Origin of the sequence: Accumulibacter sp. (assembly GCF_036625195.1) — a bacterium.
Taxonomy (GTDB): domain Bacteria; phylum Pseudomonadota; class Gammaproteobacteria; order Burkholderiales; family Rhodocyclaceae; genus Accumulibacter.
This window is the reverse complement of sequence record NZ_JAZKUG010000001.1, coordinates 3,330,955-3,356,830: the sequence shown is the minus strand read 5'-3', so window position 1 is coordinate 3,356,830 and position 25,876 is coordinate 3,330,955. Positions and strand designations below refer to the sequence as shown.

The 25,876-nt window shown below is 68.4% G+C and carries 26 protein-coding genes and 3 tRNA genes; 21 read left to right on the top strand and 8 right to left on the bottom strand.

Features of this window, described 5'->3' with window-relative positions:
- Positions 1 to 86 precede the first annotated feature (86 nt).
- The gene (locus V5B60_RS14770; protein WP_332347768.1) at positions 87 to 884 is read left to right on the top strand and encodes a 2-phosphosulfolactate phosphatase; all 798 of its coding nucleotides are present in this window, start codon (positions 87 to 89) and stop codon (positions 882 to 884) included.
- A 24-nt stretch (positions 885 to 908) separates the two neighbouring features.
- Here V5B60_RS14770 and V5B60_RS14765 read toward each other — a convergent pair whose 3' ends face one another.
- The 3 genes from V5B60_RS14765 to V5B60_RS14755 form a co-directional block, all read right to left on the bottom strand.
- Complete coding sequence (locus tag V5B60_RS14765; RefSeq protein WP_332347767.1) at positions 909 to 2,489, bottom strand: MBL fold metallo-hydrolase; 1,581 nt, start codon at positions 2,487 to 2,489, stop codon at positions 909 to 911.
- A 154-nt stretch (positions 2,490 to 2,643) separates the two neighbouring features.
- Entirely contained in the window at positions 2,644 to 4,041 is a 1,398-nt protein-coding gene (locus tag V5B60_RS14760; protein ID WP_332347766.1) for a DUF3999 domain-containing protein, read from the bottom strand.
- Entirely contained in the window at positions 4,038 to 6,806 is a 2,769-nt protein-coding gene (locus V5B60_RS14755; protein WP_332347765.1) for a DUF2339 domain-containing protein, read from the bottom strand. Before V5B60_RS14755 ends, V5B60_RS14760 begins: the two co-directional genes overlap by 4 nt.
- A 267-nt stretch (positions 6,807 to 7,073) precedes the next feature.
- On the opposite strand from V5B60_RS14755, the gene V5B60_RS14750 reads away from it, so the two are divergent.
- Positions 7,074 to 8,699 carry a hypothetical protein gene (locus V5B60_RS14750; protein WP_434735335.1) on the top strand — a complete coding sequence of 542 codons (1,626 nt, stop codon included), beginning with the start codon at positions 7,074 to 7,076 and terminating at the stop codon, positions 8,697 to 8,699.
- Positions 8,700 to 8,897: 198 nt separating this feature from the next.
- The gene (locus tag V5B60_RS14745) at positions 8,898 to 9,362 is read left to right on the top strand and encodes a hypothetical protein (protein ID WP_332347764.1); all 465 of its coding nucleotides are present in this window, start codon (positions 8,898 to 8,900) and stop codon (positions 9,360 to 9,362) included.
- Positions 9,363 to 9,398: 36 nt separating this feature from the next.
- Here V5B60_RS14745 and V5B60_RS14740 read toward each other — a convergent pair whose 3' ends face one another.
- The gene (locus tag V5B60_RS14740) at positions 9,399 to 10,208 is read right to left on the bottom strand and encodes an inositol monophosphatase family protein (protein ID WP_332347763.1); all 810 of its coding nucleotides are present in this window, start codon (positions 10,206 to 10,208) and stop codon (positions 9,399 to 9,401) included.
- 66 nt (positions 10,209 to 10,274) lie between these two features.
- Here V5B60_RS14740 and V5B60_RS14735 point away from each other — a divergent pair, with 66 nt between their 5' ends.
- From V5B60_RS14735 to V5B60_RS14680, 12 genes are all read left to right on the top strand, one after another.
- Positions 10,275 to 11,078, top strand: a complete 804-nt coding sequence (locus V5B60_RS14735; RefSeq protein WP_332347762.1) for an RNA methyltransferase — start codon at positions 10,275 to 10,277, stop codon at positions 11,076 to 11,078.
- 64 nt (positions 11,079 to 11,142) lie between these two features.
- Positions 11,143 to 11,895 (top strand): serine O-acetyltransferase, encoded by a 753-nt coding sequence (gene cysE / locus V5B60_RS14730; protein ID WP_332350574.1) that lies wholly within the window; start codon positions 11,143 to 11,145, stop codon positions 11,893 to 11,895.
- A gap of 57 nt (positions 11,896 to 11,952) precedes the next feature.
- Positions 11,953 to 12,444, top strand: coding sequence for a Fe-S cluster assembly transcriptional regulator IscR (gene iscR / locus V5B60_RS14725; protein ID WP_332347761.1), 492 nt, complete (start codon positions 11,953 to 11,955; stop codon positions 12,442 to 12,444).
- Positions 12,445 to 12,500: 56 nt separating this feature from the next.
- A complete protein-coding gene (locus V5B60_RS14720) occupies positions 12,501 to 13,658 on the top strand; it encodes a cysteine desulfurase family protein (protein ID WP_332347760.1) in 1,158 nt (385 codons plus the stop codon).
- 87 nt (positions 13,659 to 13,745) lie between these two features.
- Complete coding sequence (locus tag V5B60_RS14715) at positions 13,746 to 14,957, top strand: IscS subfamily cysteine desulfurase (protein ID WP_332347759.1); 1,212 nt, start codon at positions 13,746 to 13,748, stop codon at positions 14,955 to 14,957.
- Between the two features lie 28 nt (positions 14,958 to 14,985).
- A complete protein-coding gene (iscU, locus tag V5B60_RS14710; protein ID WP_034933954.1) occupies positions 14,986 to 15,375 on the top strand; it encodes a Fe-S cluster assembly scaffold IscU in 390 nt (129 codons plus the stop codon).
- A 34-nt stretch (positions 15,376 to 15,409) separates the two neighbouring features.
- Positions 15,410 to 15,733 (top strand): iron-sulfur cluster assembly protein IscA, encoded by a 324-nt coding sequence (gene iscA, locus V5B60_RS14705; RefSeq protein ID WP_295351292.1) that lies wholly within the window; start codon positions 15,410 to 15,412, stop codon positions 15,731 to 15,733.
- A 94-nt stretch (positions 15,734 to 15,827) separates the two neighbouring features.
- Positions 15,828 to 16,355 (top strand): Fe-S protein assembly co-chaperone HscB, encoded by a 528-nt coding sequence (hscB, locus tag V5B60_RS14700; protein WP_332347758.1) that lies wholly within the window; start codon positions 15,828 to 15,830, stop codon positions 16,353 to 16,355.
- A 58-nt stretch (positions 16,356 to 16,413) separates the two neighbouring features.
- Positions 16,414 to 18,315, top strand: a complete 1,902-nt coding sequence (hscA, locus tag V5B60_RS14695; protein WP_332347757.1) for a Fe-S protein assembly chaperone HscA — start codon at positions 16,414 to 16,416, stop codon at positions 18,313 to 18,315.
- Positions 18,312 to 18,653 (top strand): ISC system 2Fe-2S type ferredoxin, encoded by a 342-nt coding sequence (gene fdx / locus V5B60_RS14690; protein WP_332347756.1) that lies wholly within the window; start codon positions 18,312 to 18,314, stop codon positions 18,651 to 18,653. Before hscA ends, fdx begins: the two co-directional genes overlap by 4 nt.
- Positions 18,650 to 18,844, top strand: a complete 195-nt coding sequence (gene iscX, locus V5B60_RS14685) for a Fe-S cluster assembly protein IscX (RefSeq protein WP_034933942.1) — start codon at positions 18,650 to 18,652, stop codon at positions 18,842 to 18,844. Before fdx ends, iscX begins: the two co-directional genes overlap by 4 nt.
- Positions 18,841 to 19,230 carry a DUF2237 family protein gene (locus tag V5B60_RS14680; protein ID WP_332347755.1) on the top strand — a complete coding sequence of 130 codons (390 nt, stop codon included), beginning with the start codon at positions 18,841 to 18,843 and terminating at the stop codon, positions 19,228 to 19,230. The genes iscX and V5B60_RS14680 overlap by 4 nt, the downstream gene beginning before the upstream one ends.
- Before the next feature lie 49 nt (positions 19,231 to 19,279).
- On the opposite strand, the gene V5B60_RS14675 is transcribed toward V5B60_RS14680, so the two are convergent.
- Complete coding sequence (locus V5B60_RS14675) at positions 19,280 to 20,386, bottom strand: M12 family metallopeptidase (protein ID WP_332347754.1); 1,107 nt, start codon at positions 20,384 to 20,386, stop codon at positions 19,280 to 19,282.
- A gap of 267 nt (positions 20,387 to 20,653) precedes the next feature.
- On the opposite strand from V5B60_RS14675, the gene V5B60_RS14670 reads away from it, so the two are divergent.
- The 3 genes from V5B60_RS14670 to V5B60_RS14660 all read left to right on the top strand — a co-directional run bounded on the left by V5B60_RS14670 (position 20,654) and on the right by V5B60_RS14660 (position 20,972).
- Positions 20,654 to 20,730, top strand: a tRNA-Pro gene (locus tag V5B60_RS14670).
- A gap of 81 nt (positions 20,731 to 20,811) precedes the next feature.
- Positions 20,812 to 20,888 (top strand) — tRNA-Arg (locus tag V5B60_RS14665).
- 8 nt (positions 20,889 to 20,896) lie between these two features.
- A tRNA-His gene (locus V5B60_RS14660) sits at positions 20,897 to 20,972 on the top strand.
- Positions 20,973 to 21,462: 490 nt separating this feature from the next.
- On the opposite strand, the gene V5B60_RS14655 is transcribed toward V5B60_RS14660, so the two are convergent.
- The 3 genes from V5B60_RS14655 to V5B60_RS14645 form a co-directional block, all read right to left on the bottom strand.
- Positions 21,463 to 21,717, bottom strand: a complete 255-nt coding sequence (locus V5B60_RS14655; protein ID WP_332347753.1) for a DUF2442 domain-containing protein — start codon at positions 21,715 to 21,717, stop codon at positions 21,463 to 21,465.
- A gap of 18 nt (positions 21,718 to 21,735) precedes the next feature.
- The gene (locus tag V5B60_RS14650) at positions 21,736 to 21,939 is read right to left on the bottom strand and encodes a hypothetical protein (RefSeq protein WP_332347752.1); all 204 of its coding nucleotides are present in this window, start codon (positions 21,937 to 21,939) and stop codon (positions 21,736 to 21,738) included.
- A gap of 513 nt (positions 21,940 to 22,452) precedes the next feature.
- Entirely contained in the window at positions 22,453 to 23,238 is a 786-nt protein-coding gene (locus tag V5B60_RS14645) for a PEP-CTERM sorting domain-containing protein (protein WP_332347751.1), read from the bottom strand.
- Positions 23,239 to 23,685: 447 nt separating this feature from the next.
- Between V5B60_RS14645 and V5B60_RS14640 the strand changes: the two genes are divergently transcribed.
- The 3 genes from V5B60_RS14640 to V5B60_RS14630 all read left to right on the top strand — a co-directional run bounded on the left by V5B60_RS14640 (position 23,686) and on the right by V5B60_RS14630 (position 25,868).
- Positions 23,686 to 23,940, top strand: a complete 255-nt coding sequence (locus V5B60_RS14640) for a hypothetical protein (RefSeq protein WP_332347750.1) — start codon at positions 23,686 to 23,688, stop codon at positions 23,938 to 23,940.
- 185 nt (positions 23,941 to 24,125) lie between these two features.
- The gene (locus V5B60_RS14635; RefSeq protein ID WP_332347749.1) at positions 24,126 to 24,518 is read left to right on the top strand and encodes a hypothetical protein; all 393 of its coding nucleotides are present in this window, start codon (positions 24,126 to 24,128) and stop codon (positions 24,516 to 24,518) included.
- A gap of 48 nt (positions 24,519 to 24,566) precedes the next feature.
- Positions 24,567 to 25,868: a lytic murein transglycosylase gene (locus V5B60_RS14630; protein ID WP_332347748.1), complete on the top strand. Its 1,302-nt coding sequence runs from the start codon at positions 24,567 to 24,569 to the stop codon at positions 25,866 to 25,868.
- Positions 25,869 to 25,876 lie beyond the last annotated feature (8 nt).

The window sequence follows — 25,876 nt, the reverse complement described above, 5'->3', positions numbered from 1 at the left end:
CGATCGGCGTTTGACGGGTCGCCGGACATCGGGGATACTCGGCGGCCGGATCCGATCCACCACGACCAGAGGAGTTGCACGCCGCCATGCGTACCCGCCGCGTCTTCCTGAATCGCCTCGATCCGATCCGCGAGCCGGTTGACGCGGTGGTGGTGATCGACGTCCTGCGCTCCTTCAGCACCGCGGCCTACGCCTTCGTGGCCGGCGCCGGAACGATCTACCCGGTGGAGACGATCGCCGCTGCCTTCCGCCTGCAGCGGCAGCTCCCGGATGCCGTGACGACCGGTGCGGTCGGCGGCGGCGACCCAATACCGGGCTTCGATTTCGGCAACTCGCCCGCCGAGTTGCAGCACGTCCACCTGGCGGGCCGGCCACTGATCCAGACCACGGCTGCCGGCGTGCGCGGACTGACGCGCTTCCGCCACGCGCGGGCGCTGTTCGCCGGCAGCCTGGTGCTCGCGCGTGCCACCGCCAGCGCGCTGCTCGAGCTGCAGCCGGCGGAAGTGTGTTTCGTCATCACCGGCGAGTGGGTCGACCGCGATGGCGACGAGGATGTCGCCTGCGCCGACTACATCGATGCCCTGCTGCAGGGCGAGCAGCCCGATCCCGAACATTACGCGGCGCGGGTCCGCGAATCGGATTTCGGCCGCCGTTTCCTCGCCGACGACAACCCCCACCTGCCGGCGCGCGATCTCCACCTCTGTGCGCAGCCCGACCGCTTCGATTTCGCCCTCGCGGCAGCGCACGTCGATGGCCATCTGCAACTCCGCCGTGTGCGCTGCGCGCTTCCCGGACAGTCGCCGGCGGCCGGCGAAGTGCGCCATGCGCTGCGTCTGCGCGATACCCGCGGCACGCCGCCGACGGCGCGGACGGAGGGCTGCTGAAGCGACCGTCGCCGGCGGCGACGATCAGTTGCCCGCGAGTTGCGCCAGCGGCGCGTAGGGGGCGACGCTGCCGTGGCCGCCGGCAAAGCGCTCGGGGTCGATGCCGTAGCGGGCCACCGCCGCCCGCAGCGCTGCCTGGCCGGCGTTGAGGCGGCTGCCGAGCGGGTCGCGACCAGGGCTCCAGAGATCGGTGACGAAGCCGAGCCGGACATCGGGAACATAGCCGATGAGCATCGCGCTGGCGTGCGGATTGTCGACCTCGAGGACCAGGACCTCGCGTCCACCGTCGCTGATCCGCAGGCGATCGTTCACCTCGATGATGCGCGGCTCGCCGACGGCGCCCGGCAGGAGCGGGTTGCGGCGATGCGGGACGAGCGCCATCCGCCGGTAGTGATCGGCCGCGCCGGCGCCGACGACCAGCGTCGCGCCGGCGGCGATGAAGCTGCGGGCGCCGGCGATATGGTCGTGGTGGTGATGCGTCAGCACCAGATGACGGACGCGCTTGTGCGGGAACTTCTCCCGCAGCGCATCGAGCGTCCATTGCGCCTGCGCATCATTGATCGGTGCGTCGAAGACGACGAGCGAGTCCGCCAGCTCGACGACCATGCTGTTGTGCGAGCCACCCTGGACGAGCAGCACGCCGGGAGCGATCTCCTGCAACGCCAGACCGCGGCTGGCGCCCGCGTCCCAGCCGAGCATGTCGGAGTCGAGGAAGACGCCGATGTACTGGCGGCGCAGCACCCACTGGTAGGCGGGGATGCCCGGCCCGCCGGCGAGCGCTGCCGCCCGCCGACCGGGCGGCAGCTCGAACTGGCCGGCAACCGGCGGCGGATCGATCGTCACTTCGCTGAGGACGGTGTCGGCGACCACCTCTCCCGCCAGTTCGTAGACCTGCCGGTGCGCGACCTGGATGCCGCCGACCGGACGCCAGTCGGAAAGGACCAGGTCGAAGTCGAGGTCGCCGCGGACGAAATCGTAATCGAGGCTGCGCACGCGCGCCGGCAGGCCGCTCTCCGGGTCGAAGAGGACGATGAAATCTCGCCCGGCAGCGGCGTAGCGCACCGCCGGCAGGCTCCGCCCGCCGACCCTGAGCGGCGGCAGCGGCTGCGTCCACGCCGCCGCGCGCTGCATGTCGAGCGCCAGCAGCGGCGAACTGCGTGCCAGCTCGCGCAGCGCCGCCTGCAAGCGCACGCCGGACATCGCATGACTGGGCGGATCGGCCGCCCGGCTCTGGCCTGTCCGCGTGCTGCTGTCGATGCCGTAGACCTGGCCGCCCTCAGCGGTCATCACTTCGCTGAAGCGATACTCGCGCGCTCCCGGGTACGCCAGCTGACGCTGCCAGTCGATGCGGGCGGCGCCGCTGGCGAAGTCGCGCGTCAGGGTGAAGGCCGACTCGCCGGCGAAGCGTTTCTCGCCACCCGGCACCCGTGACTGCTCGGGCTCCCAGTGCTTCACCGTACCGCGGATCTGGACACTGCGGATGGCAGCCAGCGCGTCGCTGCCGCCGAGCGCCCGCACCGCCCGGTCGACGTCGACATCGCCGAACACGCGGCTGCTGCCGAGCAGCGTCGCGATGCCCAGCAAGATGAGTGTGATTCGCTTCATGTCTCCTCCAGTCAGCGCCAGGCGCCCGTTTCGATCGCGCCGGCGATCGCGAGTCGCCGGCACCTGCTGTGATGGACCCGGGGCGGCGGCGAATCGTTCCGGTCGCGCGCCAGCGGCCGCCGGTTGCTCGGAGACTGTCGCTGCCTGCGGGCACTCAAGCGGCAGGCCCGTCGTGCGGCGGGCGCGCGAGCTGCCGCGCCAGCCGCCAGGCCATCCCGGCGAGCACGCCGACACCGAGCAGGAGGCTGGCCCAGAGCCCCCAGAGCCGCCAGTCGATGCGGAAGCGGCCGGCCCCCTCGCCAGCCAGCGGGTGCACCGCGGCTGGCGTCGCGCGGCCGATCTCCAGGCCGCTGTCGGCGGCGGCGACCGGCTGCCCGTCGTCGCCGATGCGGTACCCCGGTACCAGGGTGCTGATCGGGTAGGCGGTCGGTTGTGCACGGTCGCTGCCGAAGGCGAGCTGGAACGGCGCCGGTCCGCGCGCGGCGAATACCAGCCCCTGGGACAACCAGCCGGCGGCCAGTTCGGGAACGCCGGCACCGAGACCGCCGCCGCGCTGATCGACGCGCAGCAGCCAATGGCGGTCGCCGTTGGGCACGATGGCGATCTCGGGACTTAGGACTTCCTGCCCGGCGGTGCCGAGCCGGTAGACGGTGGCCGTCGTCACCCGCCGCCACGGATCCGCTTCGCGCGCGCGCGACAGCAGCTCGACGGCGGCGACGCTGTTCGCTTGCGGCAGCAACAGGCGCAGGCGGTCGGCCGGGAACTGGCCGGCAAGGTCGAAGCGATGGCTGCCGGTCTCGTCCGGCACGGCGCTGCCCGCCACCTGCCGCCACAGTCGCGGCCGCTCGACGACGCTCGCCGCCGACTCGCCGCCGACGGCCGACAGTCGCAGCGCCGGGGTGTCGGCCGCCCAGCTCAGGCGGAAGTACTTCGCCTGCCGCGGCGCGAACTCGATCCGCCGGACCTCGAGCCGCTGTCCGCCCGCCGCCAGGCGGAGAACCGGTGCGTCGCCGACCAGCGTCGTCCAGCGGGCGAGATCGTCACTCGCCTCGACCCGTACGCGCGCGACGACATCCTCGCCCGTCGCCGGCAGTTCGAGCGCGAATGCCTGCAGTGGCTGCTCGACGGCGCTGGCGTCGACGAGGTAGCCGAGCAGCAGCGTCGGCGCGCTCGCCCCTGCCCGCTCGTCCATGCGCAGCACCGCCCTGCCCCCCTGCCGCTCGATGCGGACCTCGACGCCCTCGACGCCGGCGGTCGCGGCACCGCGCAGCGCGAACAGGGGCAGCGGCAGCAGCGTCGGCCGGGCGCGCGCTGCCGGCGGCTGCGGCAGCCAGGCGTGCGGCACCGCCTCGCCGGCAGCGTTGAACACCCGCAGGTCGCCGAGATCCGGACGGCGGACACCGGCATGGACCGCCGCCGGCAGCTCGACGCGCAGCAGTGGCTGTGACCCTTCGGCCTGCAGCAGCATGCCGAAAGCGAAGTCGCCCGGCGCTTCGGCGAGAGCCAGGACCGACCACAGCAGGCACAGCCAGCCGGCAAGGGTCTGCTTCATGGCGCATCCTCCTTCGGCGGCGCCGGCGCGAGGTAGCCGATCACCAGCATCAACAGGCCGACGCCGACGAACGAGACGATCCGTTCGATGGTGCCGGCATTCGACAGATCGACGAGCAGGAGCTTGCCGACGACGACCGCCATCAGCCCCGCGCCGGCGAGCCACAACGCTCGCCAGCGACGACGCGTCGCGACGACCATCGCCGCCAGAGCGAGCAGGGTCCAGAACAGCGACAGCGAGGCCTGCACGAGTTCCGAGCGCAGCATCGCCGCCGGATGCAGCGGCACCCCGGCCCAGTGATGCAGGGCGCGCAGGAGAACGGCATTGGCCCAGAGGAAAGCGGCGACGCCGAAGATTCCCCAGGCCACCGGCAGCGGCGCCGTGGCGTACGGCGGCAGCTGCAGGCGACGCACCGCGCTGAACCAGGTGGCGAGCAGCAGGAGGACGCCGGCTTGCGCCAGGTCGAGCGGGTTGAGCAGTGGCAGGTAGGGCAAGGGCCACGGGTTGCCGTCGGAGAGGACATTGCCGGCGATGAACCAGACGGCGAGGAAGACCGCCAGCGGCGTGCCGCCGAGGACGAAATAGGCGGCGCGGTGCGCGGCCACCGGCCAGTGCAGGCGCTCGCCACGCACCGCCAGCACGGCCAGCAGAGCCCCCGGCCACAGTGCCCAGCCGAGCAGCGGCCAGGCGGCGCGACCGCCGACCCAGCGATCGATGTTCCACGCCAGCTCCCAGGCGCCGATCACCGCCAGCAGCCACAGGCCGGCAGCATGCAGCCAATCGACATGCCGGGATCCATCGGCCTCGAGCCGCTGCAGGAGCCGGAAATGGGCGGCAAAGGCGACCGGCCAGGCCAGGTAACCGAGGTCGGCAAAGGGATGCGGCACGTGCCCGACGCCGAGCAATGCGAGCAGGAACAACAGCGGCAACAGGGCGAGCGCAGCGTGCCGCGCCGCCGGCCAGTCGCAGCGCCTCGCGAGCCAGGAGAAGAGCAGACAGGAGGCGGTGAAGAAGACGATCGCCGCATTGAGCTGCAGCGCCTGCGGCAGGAAGCGGTCGATCTCGTGCAGGCCGCTGCCACTCCACCAGGCGACGCCCCAGACCAAAAGCAGCGGCGACAGCACGCGCTCGGCGGCCCGCAGGGGCCGCGGTTCCTGCCGCCACGCGCGCTGCAGCAGCCAGGCGCCGGACAGCCCGGCGAGCGTCAGCAGCACGCCGCCGAGGAAGACGCCGTTGAGCAGCGGCCATTCGCCGGCGCGTGCCGGCAGTTCCGCGAGCTGGAAGAGGCCGGCGAGGAACTGCAGCAGGATGCCGAACAGCCGTGCCGGCAGCCGCTGCTGGCGGACGCCGACCCAGACCAGCGCGGCCCCCTCGATCGCCCAGGCGGCTGCGGTCCAGCGCCCGTCGAAGGCGAGCGGGATGGCCAGCGTCGTGAAGCCGATGCCGAGGGCGAGGAAGGCTTCGACCAGCAGGCGCTGCCCCTCGCCGAGACGCGACCACAGGGTACGCGCCAGCATCAGGTAGAAGGCACCGAGGGTCAGGGCACTCCACGCCGAACCGTAGGCGAAGCCGCGCACCAGTTCGACCTGCAACCCGAAGGTGATCAGCGGCAGGGCAAAGACCAGCGTCGTGTCGAGGCGGCTGGCGCGCGGTCCGCCAGCGCGCCGGGCGAACAGCACCGGCATCGCGGCGTAGATCAGGAAGAAGATGATCAGGAAAGGCTCGGTGGACGCGAAGTGCTCCGGCCGGTAGCGCAGCGCGCCCCAGACCGTGGCGATGGCGAAGGTGAAGACGAAGCCGACCAGGTTGAGCAACCGCCACGCCTTGAAGAAGGCGATCGCCAGGATGCCGGCGTTGAGCACGGCGTAGTAGCCGAACAAGCTCACATGATTGCCGGCGCCCGTCGCGGCGATGATCGGTGCGAGAAAGCCGCCGACCGCGCCGAGCACGGCCAGGACCAGGGCATCCTGCAGCACCGCCAGCATCGCCGCCAGCGCCGCGACGGCGAGCAGCATGATGAAGGCCGGCGCTGCCTCGAGCAGCCCGAACAGCCGCAGCGCACTGAAGATCGTCAGGTAGAGGAGACCGATGGCGCCGCCCTGCAACGCCAGGGCGTAGGCCTCGCGGGTCGTTCGCAGGCGCCAACCGAGCAGCAGCAGGACCACAGCCGCCAGCGCGACGCCGGTCAGTCGCAGCTCGAGCGGTACCTGCAGGTGCTGGTAGCTGTACTTGAGCAGGAAGGCGACACCGAAGAAGAGGACGATGACCCCGGCGCGCGCCATCAGGTTGCCGCGCAGCAGCCAGTCCACGCCGGCCGCCACCCAGCCGCTCGCCGGCTGTGCGGCGAGCGCTGGCGGCGCCGTCGAGTCGCCGGCGGCCGCTGGCGCGACGACGAACGGCGCGGCTGCCGCCGGCGGCAGCAGCGGGGTCGTCGCCTCGGCCGGCAGTTCGCCGGCAAGCCGCTCAACGCCGCCGGCAAGGCGCGGCGGGGTCGCGTCGACCGATGCCGCCGCGGCCGGCGCCGGGACCGCCGACGGCTGCGGCTCTGCCGGCGACGGCTGCGGCGACTGCAGCAGGCGATCGACGGCGCTTTCGAGCCGCTGCAAGCGCTCCTCGAGCAGGCGCTGGCGCTCTTCCTGCCGCTGCCGCGCGCGACTGCCGAGCGACCAGCCGACGATGCCACCAAGGAGCGCACCGACCAGCCACAGCCCCGAGTAAAGCTCGCCGACGAGCAGCGCTCCGAGTACCGCACCGAGAAACCACATCCGCGCCTCCGCACTCTGCGCCCACCGACTGCCTGCTCTCCCCTGCCAGCCCGTCCGGCATCGGGATGCAGCCGGGCGACCGCGCGCGCCCTACGCCCTAGTCTACGGCCATTCGCCCGGCAGGTGAAGCAGCAGCGCCGGCGACCCCCGTCCCCCGCGCGGCGCCCGCTTGGTGCACAATGGCGACGCCAGCGGCCGCCGCTGCCCGACCCGCACGCGCTGCACCCGCCGCACCCGACGCCGCACGAGACTTCCCGGAGTTCCGCCTTGCTCACGACCATCCGCCACTGGCTCGACCGCAACATCCTCGAACTCGGCCGCGAGATGCGGCTCTCCTTCCTGCCGCCACTGATGGTGTACGTCGCTGCCGGCGTATCCGGGCTGACCGGCATCGTCGGCACCTTCTTCGTCAAGGAGCACCTCGGACTGTCGGCCGCATTCCTCGCCGCCCTCGGCTTCTGGGCGGGAATCCCATGGGCACTGAAGATGCCGATCGGGCACCTGGTCGACCTCATCTGGCACCACAAGGCGGCCCTGGTATGGCTCGGTGCGGCGCTGATCGCCAGCAGCCTGCTGATCATGTACGGGCTGGTGAGCGAACCGCTGCGCATGGGCGCCATCATGTCGCTGGAAGCATGGTTCGTCGTCTCCGCCCTGCTGTCACCGGTCGGCTATGTCATCCAGGACGTCGTCGCCGATGCGATGACCGTCGAGGCGGTGCCGCGCGTCGACGAACACGGGCAGCCGCTGCCTGCGGAGACGCGGCGACTGATGAACACGACGCTGCAGACCCTCGGCCGGGTGGCGATCATCGGCGGCGGCGTGCTCGTGTCGGTCATCAACGTCCTCATGTTCCAGGGCGTCGAGACGCTGCCGCAGACGGCAAGGATCGCGGTCTACGCCCAGGTCTATGGCATGGCGCTGCTGATTCCGCTGGTTTCGGTGGCCGGCGTCGTGCTCGCCGCGTTGCTCCGCCGGCGCGACGAGCGACGGCTGCGCGCGCGCGGCTTCGACGAGGCGCGCCTGCGGGCGCTGCTCGAGCCACCGCTCGCAGCGGTGCGACCGAACTGGTGGATTCTCGGCGGCAGTGCGGCCTTCGTCGCCTTCAGCCTGGGCGTCGGCCTGGCGCAGTTCGAGTTCGGGCAGGAGATCATCTTCTTCGGATCCTTCGCCATCATCAGCTTCCTGATGGCGCGGCTGCTGCGCGAACTGGACGAGGATGCGCGGCGAACGCTGCTCGGGACGGCGATCATCATCTTCGTCTTCCGCGCCATCCCCGGTCCCGGCGCCGGCTCGACCTGGTGGATGATCGACGTCCTCGGCTTCGACCAGTCCTTCCTCGCCAGGCTGTCGCTGCTCTCGAGCGTGCTGACGCTGCTTGGACTCTTTCTCTTCCGCCGCTTCATGGGCGAACGGTCGATCGCCCACATCGTCGGCTTCCTCACCGTCGCCGGAACGCTGCTCAGCCTGCCGACGCTCGGCATGTACCACGGCCTGCACGAATGGACTGCGGCGCGAACCGGCGGCATCGTCGACGCGCGCTTCATCGCCCTGATCGATACGGCACTCGAATCTCCACTCGGGCAGATCGCGATGGTCCCGATGCTGGCGTGGATCGCCAATTCGGCGCCCGCCGGTCTCAAGGCGACCTACTTCGCGGTGATGGCCTCGTTCACCAACCTGGCGCTGTCGGCTTCGCAGCTTGGCACCAGGTACCTCAACGAGCTCTACCCGGTCAGCCGCGAGGTACGCGACCCGGCCAGCCAGGCCATCAAGGTGGCAGCCGACTACAGCGAACTCGGCAGCCTTTTCCTGACTGCCATCACCCTCGGGCTGCTGCTGCCCTTCGCAGCCATCTGGCTGACTCGCCTGTGCCGGCTGCGCAGCGCCTGAGCGCGGTGGGCGACCGTGACTGGCCCGCCACGCCCACCAAGCGCCGAGGATGGTTTATCCTTGCCGGCATGCGACGAGCTGTCCTGCCGACGGGCGCGTTCTTCGCTCGACTTGCCGGGCGGGCGGAAGTCGGTGATTGCGAACCTTCCCGCCTGCCACATGCCCAATTCGCAGCAACGACCCCGGAGGAATTCCAGCATGTACCCTGACCTCAGACGCCTGTCCCTGGCCGCCGTGATCGGCAGCCTCTTCGCCGTCACCGCCTGCGACTCCACTCCCCAATACGATCAATACGATCGCCCTTACGACGGCTACTCCTATGGTCGCCAGCCGGGCTACGGGCAGCCGGCGTACGACCAGCGTGACGCCTACGACCGGGGTTACCGCGACGCGCAGCGGCAGCAGGGCTACAACCGCTACGGCGGCCAGGACTACGAGCGCGGCTATGAGCGCGGACGACAGGAGGCGGAGCGCGAAAACAAGCGTGCCGCCAAGGAAGAGCGCCGCGAGCGCGAGGCGCGGGAGGAGTGGCGCCGGCGCGAGGAACAGCGCGGCAGTCACGATTACCGTCGTCCCGCCGATGTGCGCCCGCCGATGACCCCTCCGCAGCAGCCGGGATCACCGCCGCCGGCCCCGGGAACCTGGGGTATCAACGATGGCTGAGGGACGCGTCCCGCAGCGATCGTCGTTACGCGATGTTCAGGCCGGCAGCAGTGGCGTGCGGTGGACGTCGATCAGCTGCAGCAACTGGGCGAAGACCTTCGGCGTGCCGGCGACGACGTTGCCCGTCTGCAGGTAGCTTTCGTTACCCGCCAGATCGCCGATCAGGCCGCCGGCTTCGCTGATCAACAGCGCCCCGCCGGCGATGTCCCACGGCGACAGGCCGAACTCCCAGAAACCATCGAAACGACCGCAGGCGACGTAGGCAAGATCGAGCGATGCGGCACCCGGTCGCCGGATTCCCGCCGACCGGCGCGTCAGATCCTTGAAGATGGCGAGGTAGGTGTCGATGTGCTCATGGGCGCGATAGGGAAAACCCGTACCGATCAGCGCCTCCTCGAGGCGAAGACACTTGCTCACCCGGATGCGGCGATCGTTGAGGAAGGCACCACCCCCCTTGCTGGCGGTGAACATCTCGTTGCGCACCGTGTCGTAGACCACCGCCTGGGTCACCTGTCCGCGATGCGCCAGGGCGATCGAGATGGCATACTGCGGGAAGCCGTGGATGAAGTTGGTCGTGCCATCGAGCGGATCGATGATCCACTGGTACTCGCTGCCCGCAGCCCTGCCGGCGACCTGGCCGGACTCTTCTGCTAGAATCCCGTACTCCGGATAGGCCTCGCGCAGGATGTCGATGATCGCCGCCTCGGCCGCCTTGTCCACCTCGGTGACGAAGTCGTTCTGGCGCTTGCTGGTGACCTGCAGGTGCTCGATGTCCAGCGCGGCACGATTGATGATCTGGCTGGCGCGGCGCGCCGCCTTGATGATGATGTTCAGAGCTGGATGCATGTCTGCTGACGAACCTGACGGGCGGCTGCTGTCGCCCGGTTGGTGTGGAGGAGCCCCGATTCTAATATGAACCGCGCCGCCGGGGCCGATCCTTCGCACCTGCCGCTCGAACGTGTCCGCATCGTCCTCTCGCACACCAGCCATCCCGGCAACATCGGCGCCGCCGCCCGCGCCATGAAGACGATGGGACTGACGCGCCTGCTGCTGGTCAACCCGAAGCGCTTCCCGGACGAGGAAGCATTCGTCCGCGCGGCGGGCGCCGACGATCTGCTCGCGACCGCACGGGTGTGCAGCAGCGTCGACGAGGCCCTGGCGGACACCCGCTTCGCCTGCGCCGTGACGGCGCGCCAGCGAAATCTCGGGCCGCCGCCGCTGGCGGCTCGCGCCGCCGCGGCAGAGATCCTGGCGAGGACCGGCGATGGCGAGGTGGCGCTGCTTTTTGGCAACGAGACTGCCGGCCTGTCGAATGTCGAGGTGCAACGCTGCCAGCGCACGGTGTTCATCCCGGCAAACCCGGACTATGGCTCGCTCAACCTCGCGGCAGCGGTGCAGGTCCTCGCCTATGAGCTGCGCCTCGCGGCCTTCGCCAACGACCCACCGGCGTGCAGCAGAACCGTCGCCTTCGCCTCGCCACCGGCGAGCCACCAGGACATCGAGCGCTTCTATCAACATCTCGAACGGGTGATGGTGCGCAGCGGATTCCTCGACCCGCAACGTCCACGCCGGCTGCTGCCCAAGCTGCGGCGCCTGTTCGGGCGCGCCGCACTCGAACGGGACGAGATCAACATCCTGCGCGGCCTGCTCGATGCGGTCGAACGGCAGAGCACCACCCGGTACGTCGATCGCCACCCCGAAGGCATAGATGACTGAATTGGTCGGCTATTGTAGAATGCCGCCAGGCTTTCCCGTTGCCCCGCTCAAGGACTTCCACCCCATGTTCAGCCACCTGCGCGAAGACATCCAGTCGGTATTCGACCGCGATCCCGCTGCCCGGACCTTCTGGGAGGTGCTGACCTGTTACCCGGGCGTCCATGCCATGGCCTCGCATCGCCTCGCGCACTGGCTGTGGACGCACCACCTGCGCTGGTTCGGCCGCCTGGTCTCGCATTTCGGGCGCTTTCTCACCGGCATCGAGATTCACCCGGGGGCAGAGATCGGCCGCCGCCTGTTCATCGATCACGGCATGGGTGTCGTCATCGGCGAGACGGCGGTGATCGGCGACGACGTCACCCTCTACCACGGAGTGACCCTCGGCGGCACCTCCTGGAACAAGGGCAGACGACATCCGACTCTCGAAAGCGGCGTCGTCATTGGCGCCGGCGCCAAGGTGCTCGGACCGATCACGGTCGGCGCATCAGCCAAGGTGGGTTCGAATGCGGTCGTCGTCAAGAACGTTCCAGCGGGCGCCACCGCCGTCGGCAACCCTGCCCGCATCATCGACCCGGCGCAGGCGCAGAAGCGCGAGCAGATGGCTGGGAAGCTCGGCTTTTCCGCCTATGCGCTGGCGGCGGATCAGGACGATCCGCTGGCGAGGGCGATTCACGGCCTGCTCGACCATGCCGTCGAGGTGGACCGCCGTTTTGCCCTGTTGCTGACGCGGGTCGAGGCAGCCGGAGTCGAGGTTGACGGCGAACTGCTGCGCAGTGACCCGTTCGACCCCCAATACCTGAGTAAAATAGTTGACTAATCACCACCGGTCCACTAGACTTGGATTGTCCGAACAACCGCTCTACAAGGAGGAGCCATGCGACTGACAACAAAAGGACGCTTCGCCGTCACTGCAATGATCGACTTGGCGCTGCGCTGCAGCGACGGCCCCGTTTCTCTGGCCGGCATCAGCGACCGCCAGAAGATCTCCCTTTCCTATCTTGAGCAACTGTTCGGCAAACTGCGCCGCTACGGCCTGGTCGAGAGTGTGCGCGGCCCCGGCGGTGGTTACTGTCTGGCTCGCCCGACCAGCCAGATGACGGTCACCGACATCATTCGCGCCGTCGATGAACCGCTCGATGCGACGCAGTGTGGTGGCCGCGAGAACTGTCACGACGACGAGCGCTGCATGACGCACGAACTGTGGGCGACGCTGAACGACAAGATGTACGAGTATCTCAGTTCGGTCAGCCTGTCCGAACTCGTCGAGCAGCAGATCCGCAAGAGCGGCCACGTCGCGATCCTGCAGGATGCGCGGCGCAGCCGGCAAAAGCCGCGCAACGCCAAGACCCTGGCGGTCAGCGGCTGAGAGGCCGTGAAGGAGTCGCGTCGGTTGATCCACGACCGCTGAGCGTTCGCAACCCCATGTTCGCGCCCGTCTATTTCGACCACAACGCCACGACCCCGGTCGACCCGGAGGTGGTCGAGGCGATGTTGCCCTACTTCTCGCAGCAGTTCGGCAATGCCTCCAGCCGGCATGAGTATGGCCGGGCGGCGCGACGGGCGATCGATGAGGCGCGGGCACAGGTGGCGGCCGCGGTCGGCGCCCACGCCAGCGAAGTCGTCTTCACCAGCGGCGGCTCCGAAGCCAACAACCTGCTGCTCAAGGGCGCCGCCGCCTGCCTCAGGCCGGGCCTGCTGGCGGTCGGTGCCGCCGATCACCCGTGCGTTCTCAGACCGGCCGAGCAACTCGCACGGCGCGGCTGGAACCTGGAGAAGCTGCCGACAGACCCTGCCGGTCGGATCGATCGCGAGCGGTACGCAGCGGTGATGGCGCGCAAGCCGAGGATCGTCTCGCTCCTGCTCGCCAACAACGAAACCGGCGTCATCGAGGACATCGAGCCGCTGGCCGTGAGCGCCCGGGCCGCCGGTGCCTGGTTCCACAGCGACGCGGTACAGGCCTTCGGCAAGGTGCCGGTCGATTTCCGCCGCCTCAACGGTTGCGGCGTGCACGCGCTGACGCTGTCGGCGCACAAGATGGGCGGACCGAAGGGCGCAGCGGCCCTGATCCTCGACAAGCGCCTCGAGCTCGAACCGCTGATTGCCGGTGGTGGCCATGAGCGTGGCCTGCGTTCGGGGACCGAGAACGTTGCCGCGATCGTCGGTTTCGGCGTCGCCTGCCAGCTCGCGGTCGCGCGCCGGGCCGCGCTTGCCAGCCAGCTGGACCGGCTGCGGACGCAGCTCGAGGAAGGACTGGTCGCGCTGGGCGGCAGGCTCTTCGGGCAGAGCGCGGAACGTTTGCCGAACACGGTCTATTTCGCTTTCGCCGGCGTCGATGGCGAGACGCTGGTCGGCCATCTCGACCGCGCCGGCTACGCCGTGGCCAGCGGCGCCGCCTGTTCGAGCACCAACCCGGAACCCTCGCACGTGTTGCGCGCGATGGGCGTCGACGATGAACTGGCGCGCGGCGCGGTACGTGTCAGCCTGGGGCGTGGCAACACCGAGGAACAGGTGGCAGGCTTTCTCGCCACCCTGCGATCGACCGTCGACCGACTGCAACGATTGACGGCCATGGCTGTCTGAGCGGCGAGTGAGTTGGCCAACGCCCGCCGGCAACGACGGCAGCGGCCACGAACCTGACGCTGACTTCCACAACCCGGAGCAAGAACCATGTTGAAGCTGCCCATCTACCTCGACTACTCGGCCACCACGCCGGTGGATCCGCGAGTGGCGGAGAGGATGATCCCCTATCTCGTCGAGAAGTTCGGCAACCCCGCTTCGCGCTCGCATTCCTTCGGCTGGGAAGCCGAGGCGGCCGTCGAGGAGGCGCGCGAGGAGGTGGCGAAGCTGGTTCATGCCGACCCGAAGGAGATCGTCTGGACCTCCGGCGCCACCGAATCGAACAACCTGGCGCTGAAAGGGGCGGCGCAATTCTATTCCGGCAAGGGCAAGCACCTGGTGACGGTGAAGACCGAGCACAAGGCGGTCCTCGACACCTGTCGCGAACTCGAGCGGCAGGGCTTCACGGTCACCTACCTCGATGTCCAGGAGAACGGACTGGTCGACCTCGCCGCCTTCACCGCGGCCCTGCGGCCGGACACGATCCTCGCCTCGGTGATGTTCGTCAACAACGAGATCGGCGTCATCCAGCCGATCGCCGAGATGGGTGAAATCTGCCGCAGTCGCGGCATCCTGCTGCATGTCGACGCGGCGCAGGCGACGGGCAAGGTGGCGATCGATCTGGAAACGCTGAAGGTCGACCTGATGAGCTTCTCCGCCCACAAGACCTACGGACCCAAGGGAGTCGGCGCCCTCTACATTCGGCGCAAGCCGCGCGTCCGCCTGAACGCGCAGATGCATGGCGGCGGGCACGAGCGTGGTTTTCGTTCCGGAACCCTGCCGACGCACCAGATCGTCGGCATGGGCGAGGCGTTTCGCCTGGCGCGGCTGGAAATGGGTGCCGAGAACGAGCGCATCCGCATGCTGCGCGACCGCCTGCTGCGCGGCCTGTCGGACATCGAGGAAGTCTATGTCAACGGCGACATGGAGCATCGCGTGCCGCACAACCTGAACCTCAGCTTCGCCTATGTCGAAGGCGAGTCGCTGCTGATGGCGATCAAGGATCTGGCCGTGTCGTCGGGATCGGCCTGCACCTCGGCGTCGCTCGAACCTTCCTATGTCCTGCGCGCGCTCGGGCGCAACGACGAACTGGCGCACAGCTCGATCCGCTTCACCCTCGGCCGCTTCACGACCGAGGAGGAGGTGGACCACACGATCCGGCTGCTGCACGACAAGATCGGCCGCCTGCGCGAGCTGTCGCCGCTCTGGGAAATGGTCCAGGATGGTGTCGACCTGAACACGGTCCAGTGGGCCGCTCATTGATGCAGTACTGAACTGAAGGAGTAGCAACATGGCATACAGTGTCAAGGTTCTGGATCACTACGAGAACCCGCGCAACGTCGGTTCCTTCGCCAAGGACGAGGAAGGCGTGGCGACGGGAATGGTCGGTGCCCCCGCCTGCGGCGACGTGATGAAGCTGCAGATCAAGGTCGGCAAGGGCGGCGTCATCGAGGACGCCAAGTTCAAGACCTACGGCTGCGGCTCGGCGATCGCATCGTCGTCGCTGGTCACCGAATGGGTCAAGGGGCGGACGATCGACCAGGCGATGGACATCCGCAACACGCAGATCGCCGAAGAGCTGGCGCTGCCACCGGTGAAGATCCATTGCTCGATTCTTGCCGAGGACGCGATCAAGGCGGCGGTGGCGGATTACCGGAAGAAGCACGGCGAGCAGGCCTGAGTGGTTGTGACCGGTACGAAAGGAGATGGCTTTCATGGCAGTGACGCTTTCTGAGCGGGCAGCGACGCACGTCGCCCGCTACATCGTCAAACGTGGCAAGGGAATCGGTCTGCGCCTCGGCGTACGCACCAGTGGTTGCTCGGGAATGGCTTACAAACTCGAGTTCGCCGATGCCGCACAGCCCGACGACATCGAGTTCGAGTCGCATGGCGTCAGGGTCCTGATCGACCCCAAGAGCCTGCCCTACCTCGACGGCACCGAACTCGACTACGCACGTGAGGGGCTCAACGAAGGCTTCCGCTTCAACAATCCGAACGTCAAGGACGCCTGCGGCTGCGGCGAGAGTTTCAACGTATGAGGTTGGCGGCTTGCCGCTGCCGCCCGCGCCCGGCCGGCAGATGGCGCACGGGCGGGGCCCGCGCTGCTTGCCGGAACGCCTGACGCGCACAGCCATGGACTTCGCAGCCGACCATTTTTCGCTTTTCGGTCTTCCGGCCGCCTTCCGGATCGATCCGCTGCTGCTCGACCGGCGCTACATCGAATTGCAGACGCAGGTGCACCCCGATCGTTTCGCCAGCGCCGGCGAGGGCGCGAGACGCCTGTCGCAGCAGTGGGCGACGCGGGTCAACGAGGCGTACCAGACGCTGCGCAAGCCACTACCGCGCGCCAGGTACCTGCTCCAACTCGCGCGGCACGATGTCGGCAGCGAAAACAACAGCGCGATGCCGGCCGATTTTCTCGTCGAACAGATGGAATGGCGCGAGGCCGTTGCCGAAGCACGCGCCACCGGCGACCACCACGAACTCGAGCGCCTGCATCATCGCCTGCAGCGTGAACTGGCAGCACGCGAGGAGGAGATCGCCGCGCTGCTTGACGAGCGGCGCGACCTCGAACAGGCCGCCGATCACGTGCGACGGCTGATGTTCCAGGAGAAGCTGCTGTCGGAGATCGACGACGCGATCGCTGCCGGCGAAGAATGACCGCCGATCCGCCGGCAACCGCCGGTGCCCGCAACCAGCCTCAGGACCTCGTTTCTTCATGGCATTGCTCCAGATAGCGGAACCCGGCGAGTCGACCCTGCCGCACCAGCACCGGCTGGCCGTCGGCATCGACCTCGGCACCACCAACTCACTGGTCGCCACCGTCCGCAGTGGTCTCGCGGTCGTCCTCAGCGACGACCTCGGTCGGCCCTTGCTGCCGTCGGTGGTCCGTTACCTGCCCGACGGACAGATCGAGGTCGGCTACGACGCACAGGCGAGACAGGCGGATGATCCGCGCAACACGATCGTCTCGGTCAAGCGCTTCATGGGCCGCGGGCTGCGCGACATCGCCAACCCGGAGGGGCTGCCCTACCTCTTCGACGACCGCCCCGGCATGCTGCGCCTGCACACCGTGGCCGGAATCAGGAGCCCGGTCGAGGTCTCGGCCGACATCCTGCGCGTCCTGCGGCAGCGCGCCGAAGCATCACTCGGAGGGCCGCTGGCCGCCGCCGTGATCACCGTTCCGGCCTACTTCGACGATGCGCAACGGCAGGCGACGAAGGATGCGGCGCGCCTCGCCGGGCTGCCACTGATTCGCCTGCTCAACGAGCCGACCGCGGCAGCGATCGCCTATGGGCTCGACAACGCCGCCGAAGGCATCTACGCCGTGTATGACCTCGGCGGCGGCACCTTCGACATCTCGATCCTCAGGCTGACGCGCGGCGTCTTCGAGGTGCTCGCCACCGGCGGTGACTCGGCGCTCGGCGGCGATGATTTCGACCACCGCATCTTCTGCTGGATACTTGAGGCGGCGGCACTGCAACCGCTCTCGGTCGAGGACGCACGCATGCTGCTGACGCGGGCGCGCGAAGCCAAGGAGTTCCTGACCCTGCACGGCATGGCGCCGATCAACGCGCGCCTGAACAGCGGTGAAGTGGTCGATCTGACGCTCAGTACCGAAACCTTTGCCGAGATCACCCGCACGCTGCTCGCCAAGACCATGCAGCCGGTTAAGAAGGCCCTGCGCGACGCCGGCCTGTCGATCGGCGACGTCAAGGGCGTGGTGATGGTCGGCGGTGCGACGCGCATGCCGCAGGTGCAGCGGGCGGTCGGCGATTTCTTCCGGCAGGAGCCGCTGAACAATCTCGACCCGGACAAGGTGGTCGCCATCGGCGCCGCCATGCAGGCCAACCTGCTCGCCGGCAACGGCCGCTCGGGCGACGACTGGCTGCTGCTCGACGTCATCCCGCTGTCGCTCGGGATCGAGACGATGGGCGGCCTGGTCGAAAAGATCATTCCCCGCAATTCGACCATCCCGACCGCCCGTGCACAGGACTTCACGACCTTTCGCGACGGCCAGACGGCGCTCTCCGTGCACGTCGTCCAGGGCGAGCGCGAACTGGTCAGCGACTGCCGTTCGCTGGCGCGATTCGAGCTGCATGGCATTCCGCCGTTGGTTGCCGGTGCCGCGCGCATTCGCGTCAGCTTCCAGGTGGACGCCGACGGCTTGCTGGCGGTCAGTGCGCGCGAGCAGACCGCGGGCGCCGAGGCGAGCATCATCGTCAAGCCCTCCTACGGCCTGACCGACGACGAGATCGCACTGATGCTCAAGGACTCGCTGCTGCACGTGCGCGAAGACGCGGCGGCGCGGGCGCTGAAGGAATCGCAGGTCGATGCGCAGCGCCTCCTGGAGGCCGTGCGCACGGCGCTGGCCAGCGACGGCGAACTGCTGTCGGCGGACGAGCGCGCGCGCGTCGACGCGGATCTGCTGCGGCTCGACGATGCCGCGCGCGGCGACAACCGGCGGCAGATCATGCTGGCGATGGACGACCTGGAAGCCGACACCAAGGATTTCGCCGCGCGTCGGATGGACAAGTCCATCCGGCAGGCCTTTGCCGGGCGCAACATCAGCGAGATCGAGTCCGTCGCCCACCCGGCACGCCGAGAGGAAGCGCCATGACCCGGATCATCGTGTTGCCGCATGTGGACCTCTGCCCCGATGGCGCGCTGTTCGACGCCCGGGCGGGCGAGTCGATCTGCCAGAATCTGCTCGAGAACGGCATCGCCATCGAGCACGCCTGCGAGATGTCGTGCGCCTGCACGACCTGCCACGTCATCGTTCGCGAAGGCTTTGCCTCGCTCGAGCCATCCGACGAGGTGGAGGACGACCTGCTCGACAAGGCCTGGGGACTCGAGCCCGACTCCCGCCTCTCGTGCCAGGCGATCGTCGGGCAGACACCGCTGGTCATCGAGATCCCGCGTTACTCGATCAACATGGTCAAGGAGGGCAAGCGATGAGATGGACCGACATCAACGAAGTGGCCGTGGAACTGGCCGAAGCACATCCCGAGGTCGACCCGCTGCGCGTCAATTTCGTCGACCTGATGAACTGGGTCCTCGCCCTGCCCGGTTTCGAGGACGATTCCCGGCACTGTGGCGAGAAGATCCTCGAGGCGATCCAGCAGGCCTGGATCGACGAGCTGGCATGAAACCCGACGACTTCGGCGGCAGGCAGCGCAACGTCCTCGGCGGCATCCTCGGCTCGTGCAGCGAGCAGCCGATGACCGGCTTCTTTCGCGATGGCTGCTGCAACACCAGCGACGAAGACCTCGGCAGCCACACCGTCTGCGTCGTGTTGACCGCCGACTTCCTCGAATTCTCGCAACGGCGCGGCAACGACCTGTCGACGCCGCGCCCCGAGTTCGCCTTCCCCGGACTCAAGCCGGGCGACCGCTGGTGCCTCTGTGCCGCGCGCTGGCGCGAAGCGTTGCAGGCGGGCGTGGCGCCGCGCGTCGTCCTCGCTGCGACCAACGAAGCGTGCCTGCTGATCGTCGGCCTCGACGACCTGAAGCGGCACGCGATCGACCTCAACTGAGCCCTCCGGAGCGGCCACAGCCACCGGCGCGGCGGCCCGCGCCCACGGCTCAGCTGATCAGCAGCGAAGTCGGCGCGCTGGCAGTGGCGTAATAGAGGCGAACGCCAACCCGATGCAGACGCCCGGCCTGCAGGACCCGGTCGATGCGCGCATTGGCGTCGGTGCCACTGTCGTCATCGGCGGCGATCTGCACGTTGCCGGCCGGCGTCACCTCGAACAGCACCATGACGGTGTCCGAGCTGCCGCGGGTCTGCAGCTGGTAACTGCGCGTCGCCGGTGGCAGGAAATCGAAGACGCGGGTCTCGCCGCTGCCCAGCATCAGGTCTTGCGCGACGCCGACCGTCAGCGTCGGAGCCGCCGGCGGGGCGGCTGCACCGGGGTAGGTCTGCCGAATCCAGTCCCTGTCGGCCGCAGAAAGCCCGCCCTTCGGCTGCAGGCCGGCGCGATAGGCGGCCGGCTCGATGATCAGCCCGGCGCCGAAGGCATACTCCATCACCGAATCGGGATCCCAGGTGCTTCCCTTGACCTCCGCCGGGCTGATCTTGCGCAGGATGTTGAAGTCGATGTACCGGTCGTCCCACTTGTTCGGCGGACCCCGGAAGTAGCGCCGCACCGCATCGACATCCCAGCTGATGCCGGCGAACGGGTTCTGGTGCTCATGCTCGAGACCGAGCGCGTGGCCGATCTCGTGCATCGCCGTGTCGCGGCCATAGGGCGTATCGAGCGGCCAGCCGAAGTTCATCGTCCGCTGCCGCGGATCGCGAATCGTCAGATTGTCGCGGCCGACGTAGGACCAGGATCCGCCAGTCTGATCGAAGCCGATCCGCAGGCTGGCGCCTGCCGGCTGCGCGACCTCGCGGAAACTGATGCCGATCCCCAGACCGAACCAGGCGGCGAAGGCCTCGCGGACGGCTTCGATGTCACTCGCCTTGCCCTTCCAGCCTGCAGGCACATCGTCGCCAGCCTGGAAGCAGTGATAGCTCAACTGTGTGCCGTTGACCCACTTCTTGCCACCGGCGACGATCGCCCGCGCCCGCTCCGGCGCCACCGCCGGATCGAACTGGCGCGCTTCGACGATCGGCTGGCAGCAATAGCGCAGACCGCCTGCGCTGTCGCCAACCGCCGCCACTTCCTGATTCCGGGGATCGTCCGTCATCTGATTCTCCTTTGCAGCGCCAGTAATGATCACGGTGCCGGTGTGCTGCCGCCGGCAGCAGACGGGCGCCGGGCTCGACTCCCGAGCGGCTGTCAGCATGCCGCCTGCCGCGCCCGTGGTCAACCGCTGTCCTCACCCGCCATGCCAATCCCGCATCAGCCGAGGTGCGGCAGGCCGCCACCGGCACGCGGACCAGCCGACGAATGGCACAAATGGCAGCCTGCGCATTGACCCTGCTCCGGCCTGCTTGTAAAATGCCGCCTTCCTCGGGGCGTAGCGCAGCCTGGTAGCGCATCTGCTTTGGGAGCAGAGGGTCGTGAGTTCGAATCCCACCGCCCCGACCAGTTTGACAGGCAGCAGTTGCCAGACGCAGCAGGATGCGATACCCGGGGGAAATGCAGGCAACCAGCAGGTCTCGCACTCTCGCGCCCGTAGCTCAACCGGATAGAGCACCGGCCTTCTAAGCCGGGGGTCGTGAGTTCGAGTCTCGCCGGGCGCGCCAGAATGACGGCGGTGTTAGCTCAGTTGGTAGAGCACTGGATTGTGATTCCAGTGGTCACGGGTTCGAATCCCGTACATCGCCCCATCAAACCAAGTGGTTGGCTCTGGCATCCAGTCAGGATCGTTGATACTGGCCCTCGTGTAGCCAACATGTAGCCAAATTTGGGCAATCCTGGTCAACGCGACCAGAGCCATCAGGTGGCGGCGGTGCTCCGTCAGGCGCATGGTTTGGATCCTGCACGATCACGGCATGACGACGACTGCAGCCATCTTTCTCCGGTACCACCGCCAAGCTCCCCTGCCTTCTGCTTGCGCTTCCAGAGTTCCGCGCACGGCGTCGGGCGCTCGCGGATGTCCGACACCTTTTCGCCGCCCAATCCCCATGATGCGCGCCATCCGGGCACACCGAAGCATTGCCTCCCGATAGCGGCCGTCGCTCAGCGCACGCGGCGCGCCGATGTGGTTCTCGACCGTGCGCAACTGCGCCATCGCGGCCGGCAGCGAAACGCCCAGCTCCGCCGCCAACGCGTCGCGCAACACCAGCGCCGCTTTCAGCCGCGTGTGGCCGGAGCGCCTTACTGCAGCAACCTCTCGCCCGACTCCTTGATGAAGTGGTGCATGGCATCGGGCGCCAGATCCAGTTCGCCGGGCCAAGTGACAAAATAGCCGATCACGTAAAGCTGCCTGAAGATCTCCGGATCGCGCAGCTTGGCGAAGACGCCCCGGTAAGCCGTCGGTGCGATGCGCACCGTACCCTCAAGTCCGTCGGCAAACTTCACATGAAAGAGCCCATGTTGCAGAACCCGCGCTTCGCGAACCTCCCAATCCATGACCGCTTCTCCTTGGTCTTACTGCAGCGGCGCAATGTCGGCCGGCTGCTCATGCTGCTGGCACGAATCCCAATCCTTCAGCAACTCACCCTGATGCAGTTCGGCCCAGTCGAGCACCAGTTCGAGCGCCCGCCGTGCGGACCAGCGGCCTGGGCTGCGGCAGGAGCTGCACTGGCTGTCGCAGGCAGTGGCAAGCTGGAAGCGGAAAGCACAGAACGCCACGGCGGTTTCGTCGGAGAGACCACCCGCCTCGCGATCAGACCACCGCCGCCTGTTTGCGTCTGTTCATCCCGAAGCCGCGCGCCACCTCATGCTGGCTGATGCAGTCTGTTGCCGGGAGTTTTCGGCGATCAGCGCGTCCGCGTCGACCAGATGCTCACGCAGCAGGGGAGGCAGCGCGATGGTGCCGCGCACGCGGATGACCGGACTGCTGATCGGCGGACGGCCGCGCCGGACGGATGTCGGATCTCCGACCGCAGACCCCGGTATGAACGACCGGGGAATTCTGGCGCGAAATGTCAGGAAACGGGAAGATCCGGCGCACCGGGCTGCTGAGCACACCGACCTCCGGCAACGGTCATCGCTGTGCCAGACACTCCGGATGGTGAAAGCCATGACCGTTCCCCGCGCGCGGGCGAGGGGATATTCGCCAATCGCTCGCACGACTTGCACGCTGACGCAGTACGGCCCCGGCAGCGTGAACCGCCAGGGCCGTGGGCCGAACTCCTCGCGGAATCAGCCGCGGCTGCGGCGCCGCCAGCCGAGTGCGCCGAGCGCCAGGCCGACCAGCGCGAGCGAAGCAGGTTCCGGCACACCACCGACCGCCGGCGCGCAACCCGGCGCAGTCGGGTTGGCGGTGCAGAAATCGATCGCCGTATCCTGTACGCCGACGGTGAAACCGTTCCAGTATTCGTTGCTCAGACTGCGCCAGCTCACGGTGTCGAACGTCCCCTTGAACTGCAGCACGCCATGCGGCTCGCCGGTGCCCAGCAACCGATACTCGGTGCCCACGACCTGCTTGTACGAGGTCCCGCACCCCCAGTAACCGCACGCGTTGCCGTCGCTGGCATCGCCGAAGCTGAGGATGTCGAAGTCCCGGTCGAAAGCATAACCGTTGCCGTTCAGACTCACGTAGGCGAAGACCGGGTTGGCAATCGCCTCGGAGAATTGCAGGGTCTGCCCGCCGGCATACTGCAGGGCGATGATGTCGGTGGTGGGCGGCCGGTTGTCAACCGCACTGCTGGTGAAGGGCGACGTTCCGCCGGGACCGTCCGTGCCGTTGCTGTAATAGTAGTTGCCGCCGCTCGGCTGATAGAAGCCGACCCCCTGTGGGTTCGTGTAGGTCACGGTGACCGTCGAACTGCCCGTGGTGATCGTGCCCTGAGCCTGGAAGCCGGTGCCGGAATCCAGGTCGCCGCCAGTCCAGTCGGTCCAGAAGATCGGGGCCGCCGAGGCTCCGCCTGCGCTCAGGGTCAGGGTCAGCAGCACGGCCTTGCACAGCGAAGATACAGCCGTTTTCATGTCGTCCTCCGGGAAATCAAACAGTCTTTCTTTGCATGGAACAATCCTAGCAAGTCCCATGCCAGAATCCGGTGCGATCGATTCCCATCATTTATATCAATGACCGGCATCAGACTGGCGCAGAATGAGGGACGTCGCCATCGTCCGCCTGTAAAATTCTCCGACATCGAAATGACCGCGCCATCAGGAGGCGCCGAGCGAATGCGCAGCGCCGGGAAAGGGGCCCTGTCCCGGCCTGCCGCTGGCGCCCGTGTGACGACCCTGACCGATGGTCTGCAACGCCGGCCTGGGCTGCATGCCGCGAGACAGACGCAAGGAAATCGATGAAGCTGGACGACAGCGGCTTCGTCCTGCGCTCACAGACTTTCGCCGGCAACGCGTCCGAGACCGGCACGCCGACGTCCATGATCGGCTCTGTTCGGCCTCCTCCTCGGTTACGCGCTGGCCATGGCCTTCACCCGGTTGCTCGCTGGCGACCTCGGCGGCGGCTACTTTGCCGGCAACCCGCCGGTGATCGTGCCACGCCTCCTGCCGGCAGTCGGCTTCTTGTTCCCCGGTTGTGCCGCCAGCCTGGCCGGTGCCACCCCGCCGACCTGGCTGAACCTGCGCCAGCCCCGCGTCCGCAACCTCCGCCTCCGATGGCTCCATTCGCGTGAGCAAAAAAGGGGGTCAGACTTCCTGAGCGTCAAGAGGGGTCCTTGAGATTCCCGGCGAGACACTTGAGGAAGTGCTCGCGGCGGGCGCCGTCGCTTGCGAAAGTCTGGCCGAGGCATGCAACGGGCTGTTGTCCGGCGCCCGGATGCCACTGCTGGCCGCCTGACGGCTGGCCTGGATCGTCTACAATGCGGGCTCCGCCTGATTGCCGCGACCGCACCACGAGGACATCAATGAAACCCAGCCCACACGGCAGCGCCCCGACACCGCCTGGCGGCGGGCTGCTTGGCCGCATCCTGACCATGCTCGCCGGGGCCGTGCTGTTGGTCGCCGCCTTCATGTTCTCGCTCGTCGCGCTTGGCGTCCTGGTGGTCGGCGGCGTGCTCGTTTACGCCTACCTGTACTGGAAGACCCGCCACCTGCGCCGCCATCTCGAGGAGCAGATGCAGCAGGCGACGCAACAGCGCGAACAACGCGACGGACGGGTGATCGATGGCGAGGTGCTCGGCGGCGCCGAGTACGAGGGGCAGCCTGAGCCATCCGCCGCCAGCCGCGCAGCCGCACGGCTACCCCGGCCCGCCGACGTGCCCCCTGGCGAAGACACGCGCGACGACCGGGCGCGCTGAACCCCGACGCCGTTCCCTCCGACCTCACTCGTCCTCGACCGCCCACCCATGAAGACTGCCCACCTCACCCTCATCGCCAGCCTCGGCCTGATCGCTGGCCACGTCGCCGCCCAGAGCACCGCTGCCGGCGACCGCTTTGCTCCGTGCCTGGCCGGATTGCGCGCCGACGCGGCGGCGAAGGGCGTGCCGACGGCCAGCTTCGATCGCCTGACGAAGGGGCTGACGCCGGACATGAGTGTCCTCGAACTGCTCGATTACCAGCCAGAGTTCCGTACGCCGATCTGGGACTACCTGGCCGCCCTGGTCGACGAGGAGCGCGTCGCCGACGCGCTGGCGATGCGCCAGCAATGGGCCGCGCCGCTCGCCGCGGCCGCAGGGCGTTACCAGGTCGATGCCGACACGGTGATCGCCGTCTGGGGCGTCGAGAGCAACTTCGGGCGCAACTTCGGCAAGCGGCCGCTGCTCACCTCGCTCGCCACCCTCTCCTGCTACGGGCGGCGGCAGGCCTTCTTCCGCGGCGAGTTCCTCAGTACGCTGAAGATCCTCGACGCCGGCGACATCGCACCCGAGCGACTGGTCGGCTCGTGGGCCGGCGCCTTCGGCCACACCCAGTTCATGCCGTCCACCTTCCTGCGCCTCGCCGTCGATGGCGACGGCGACGGCCGGCGCGACCTGATCGACAGCGTCCCCGACGCCCTCGCCTCGACCGCCAACTTCCTCAACCGGGCCGGCTGGCGACCGGGTGAGCCCTGGGGCTACGAGGTTCTCCTGCCGGCCGGTTTCGACGCCAGCGTCGCCGGGCGGACGAACAAGCGACCGCTGTCCTACTGGAGCGAACGCGGCCTGCGTCGTGCCGACGGGCAGCCGCTGGCGGCAACGGCCACCCCGGCCGGACTGCTCCTGCCGGCCGGGCCGAATGGCCCGGCCTTCCTCGTCCTGCGCAACTTCGACGTGATCTACGGCTACAACGCCGCCGAGAGCTATGCCCTGGCGATCGCCCACCTCGCCGACCGCATCAAGGGCGGCAAGCCCTTCGTCACGCCCTGGCCGACCGACGACCCGGGGCTCTCGCGCCAGGAGCGGCGCGAGCTGCAGACACTGCTCTCTGCCCGCGGCCACCCGATCGGCGAGATCGACGGAATGATCGGCGCCAACTCACGGCAGGCGATCCAGGCCGAGCAGAAGCGGCTCGGCATGACGGTGAATGGCCGTGCCGGGCAGAAGCTGCTGCAGGCCCTGCGTGCACCGCCGCTTGCCGTGCCGGACGGCCCCTGGCGGCGGCAGCCGATGAATCCCGGCGCCATGGCTGCCGTTTCGGCGAGAACTCCGCTCGTCGTGCCCGCCGGCTGAGCCCGAAC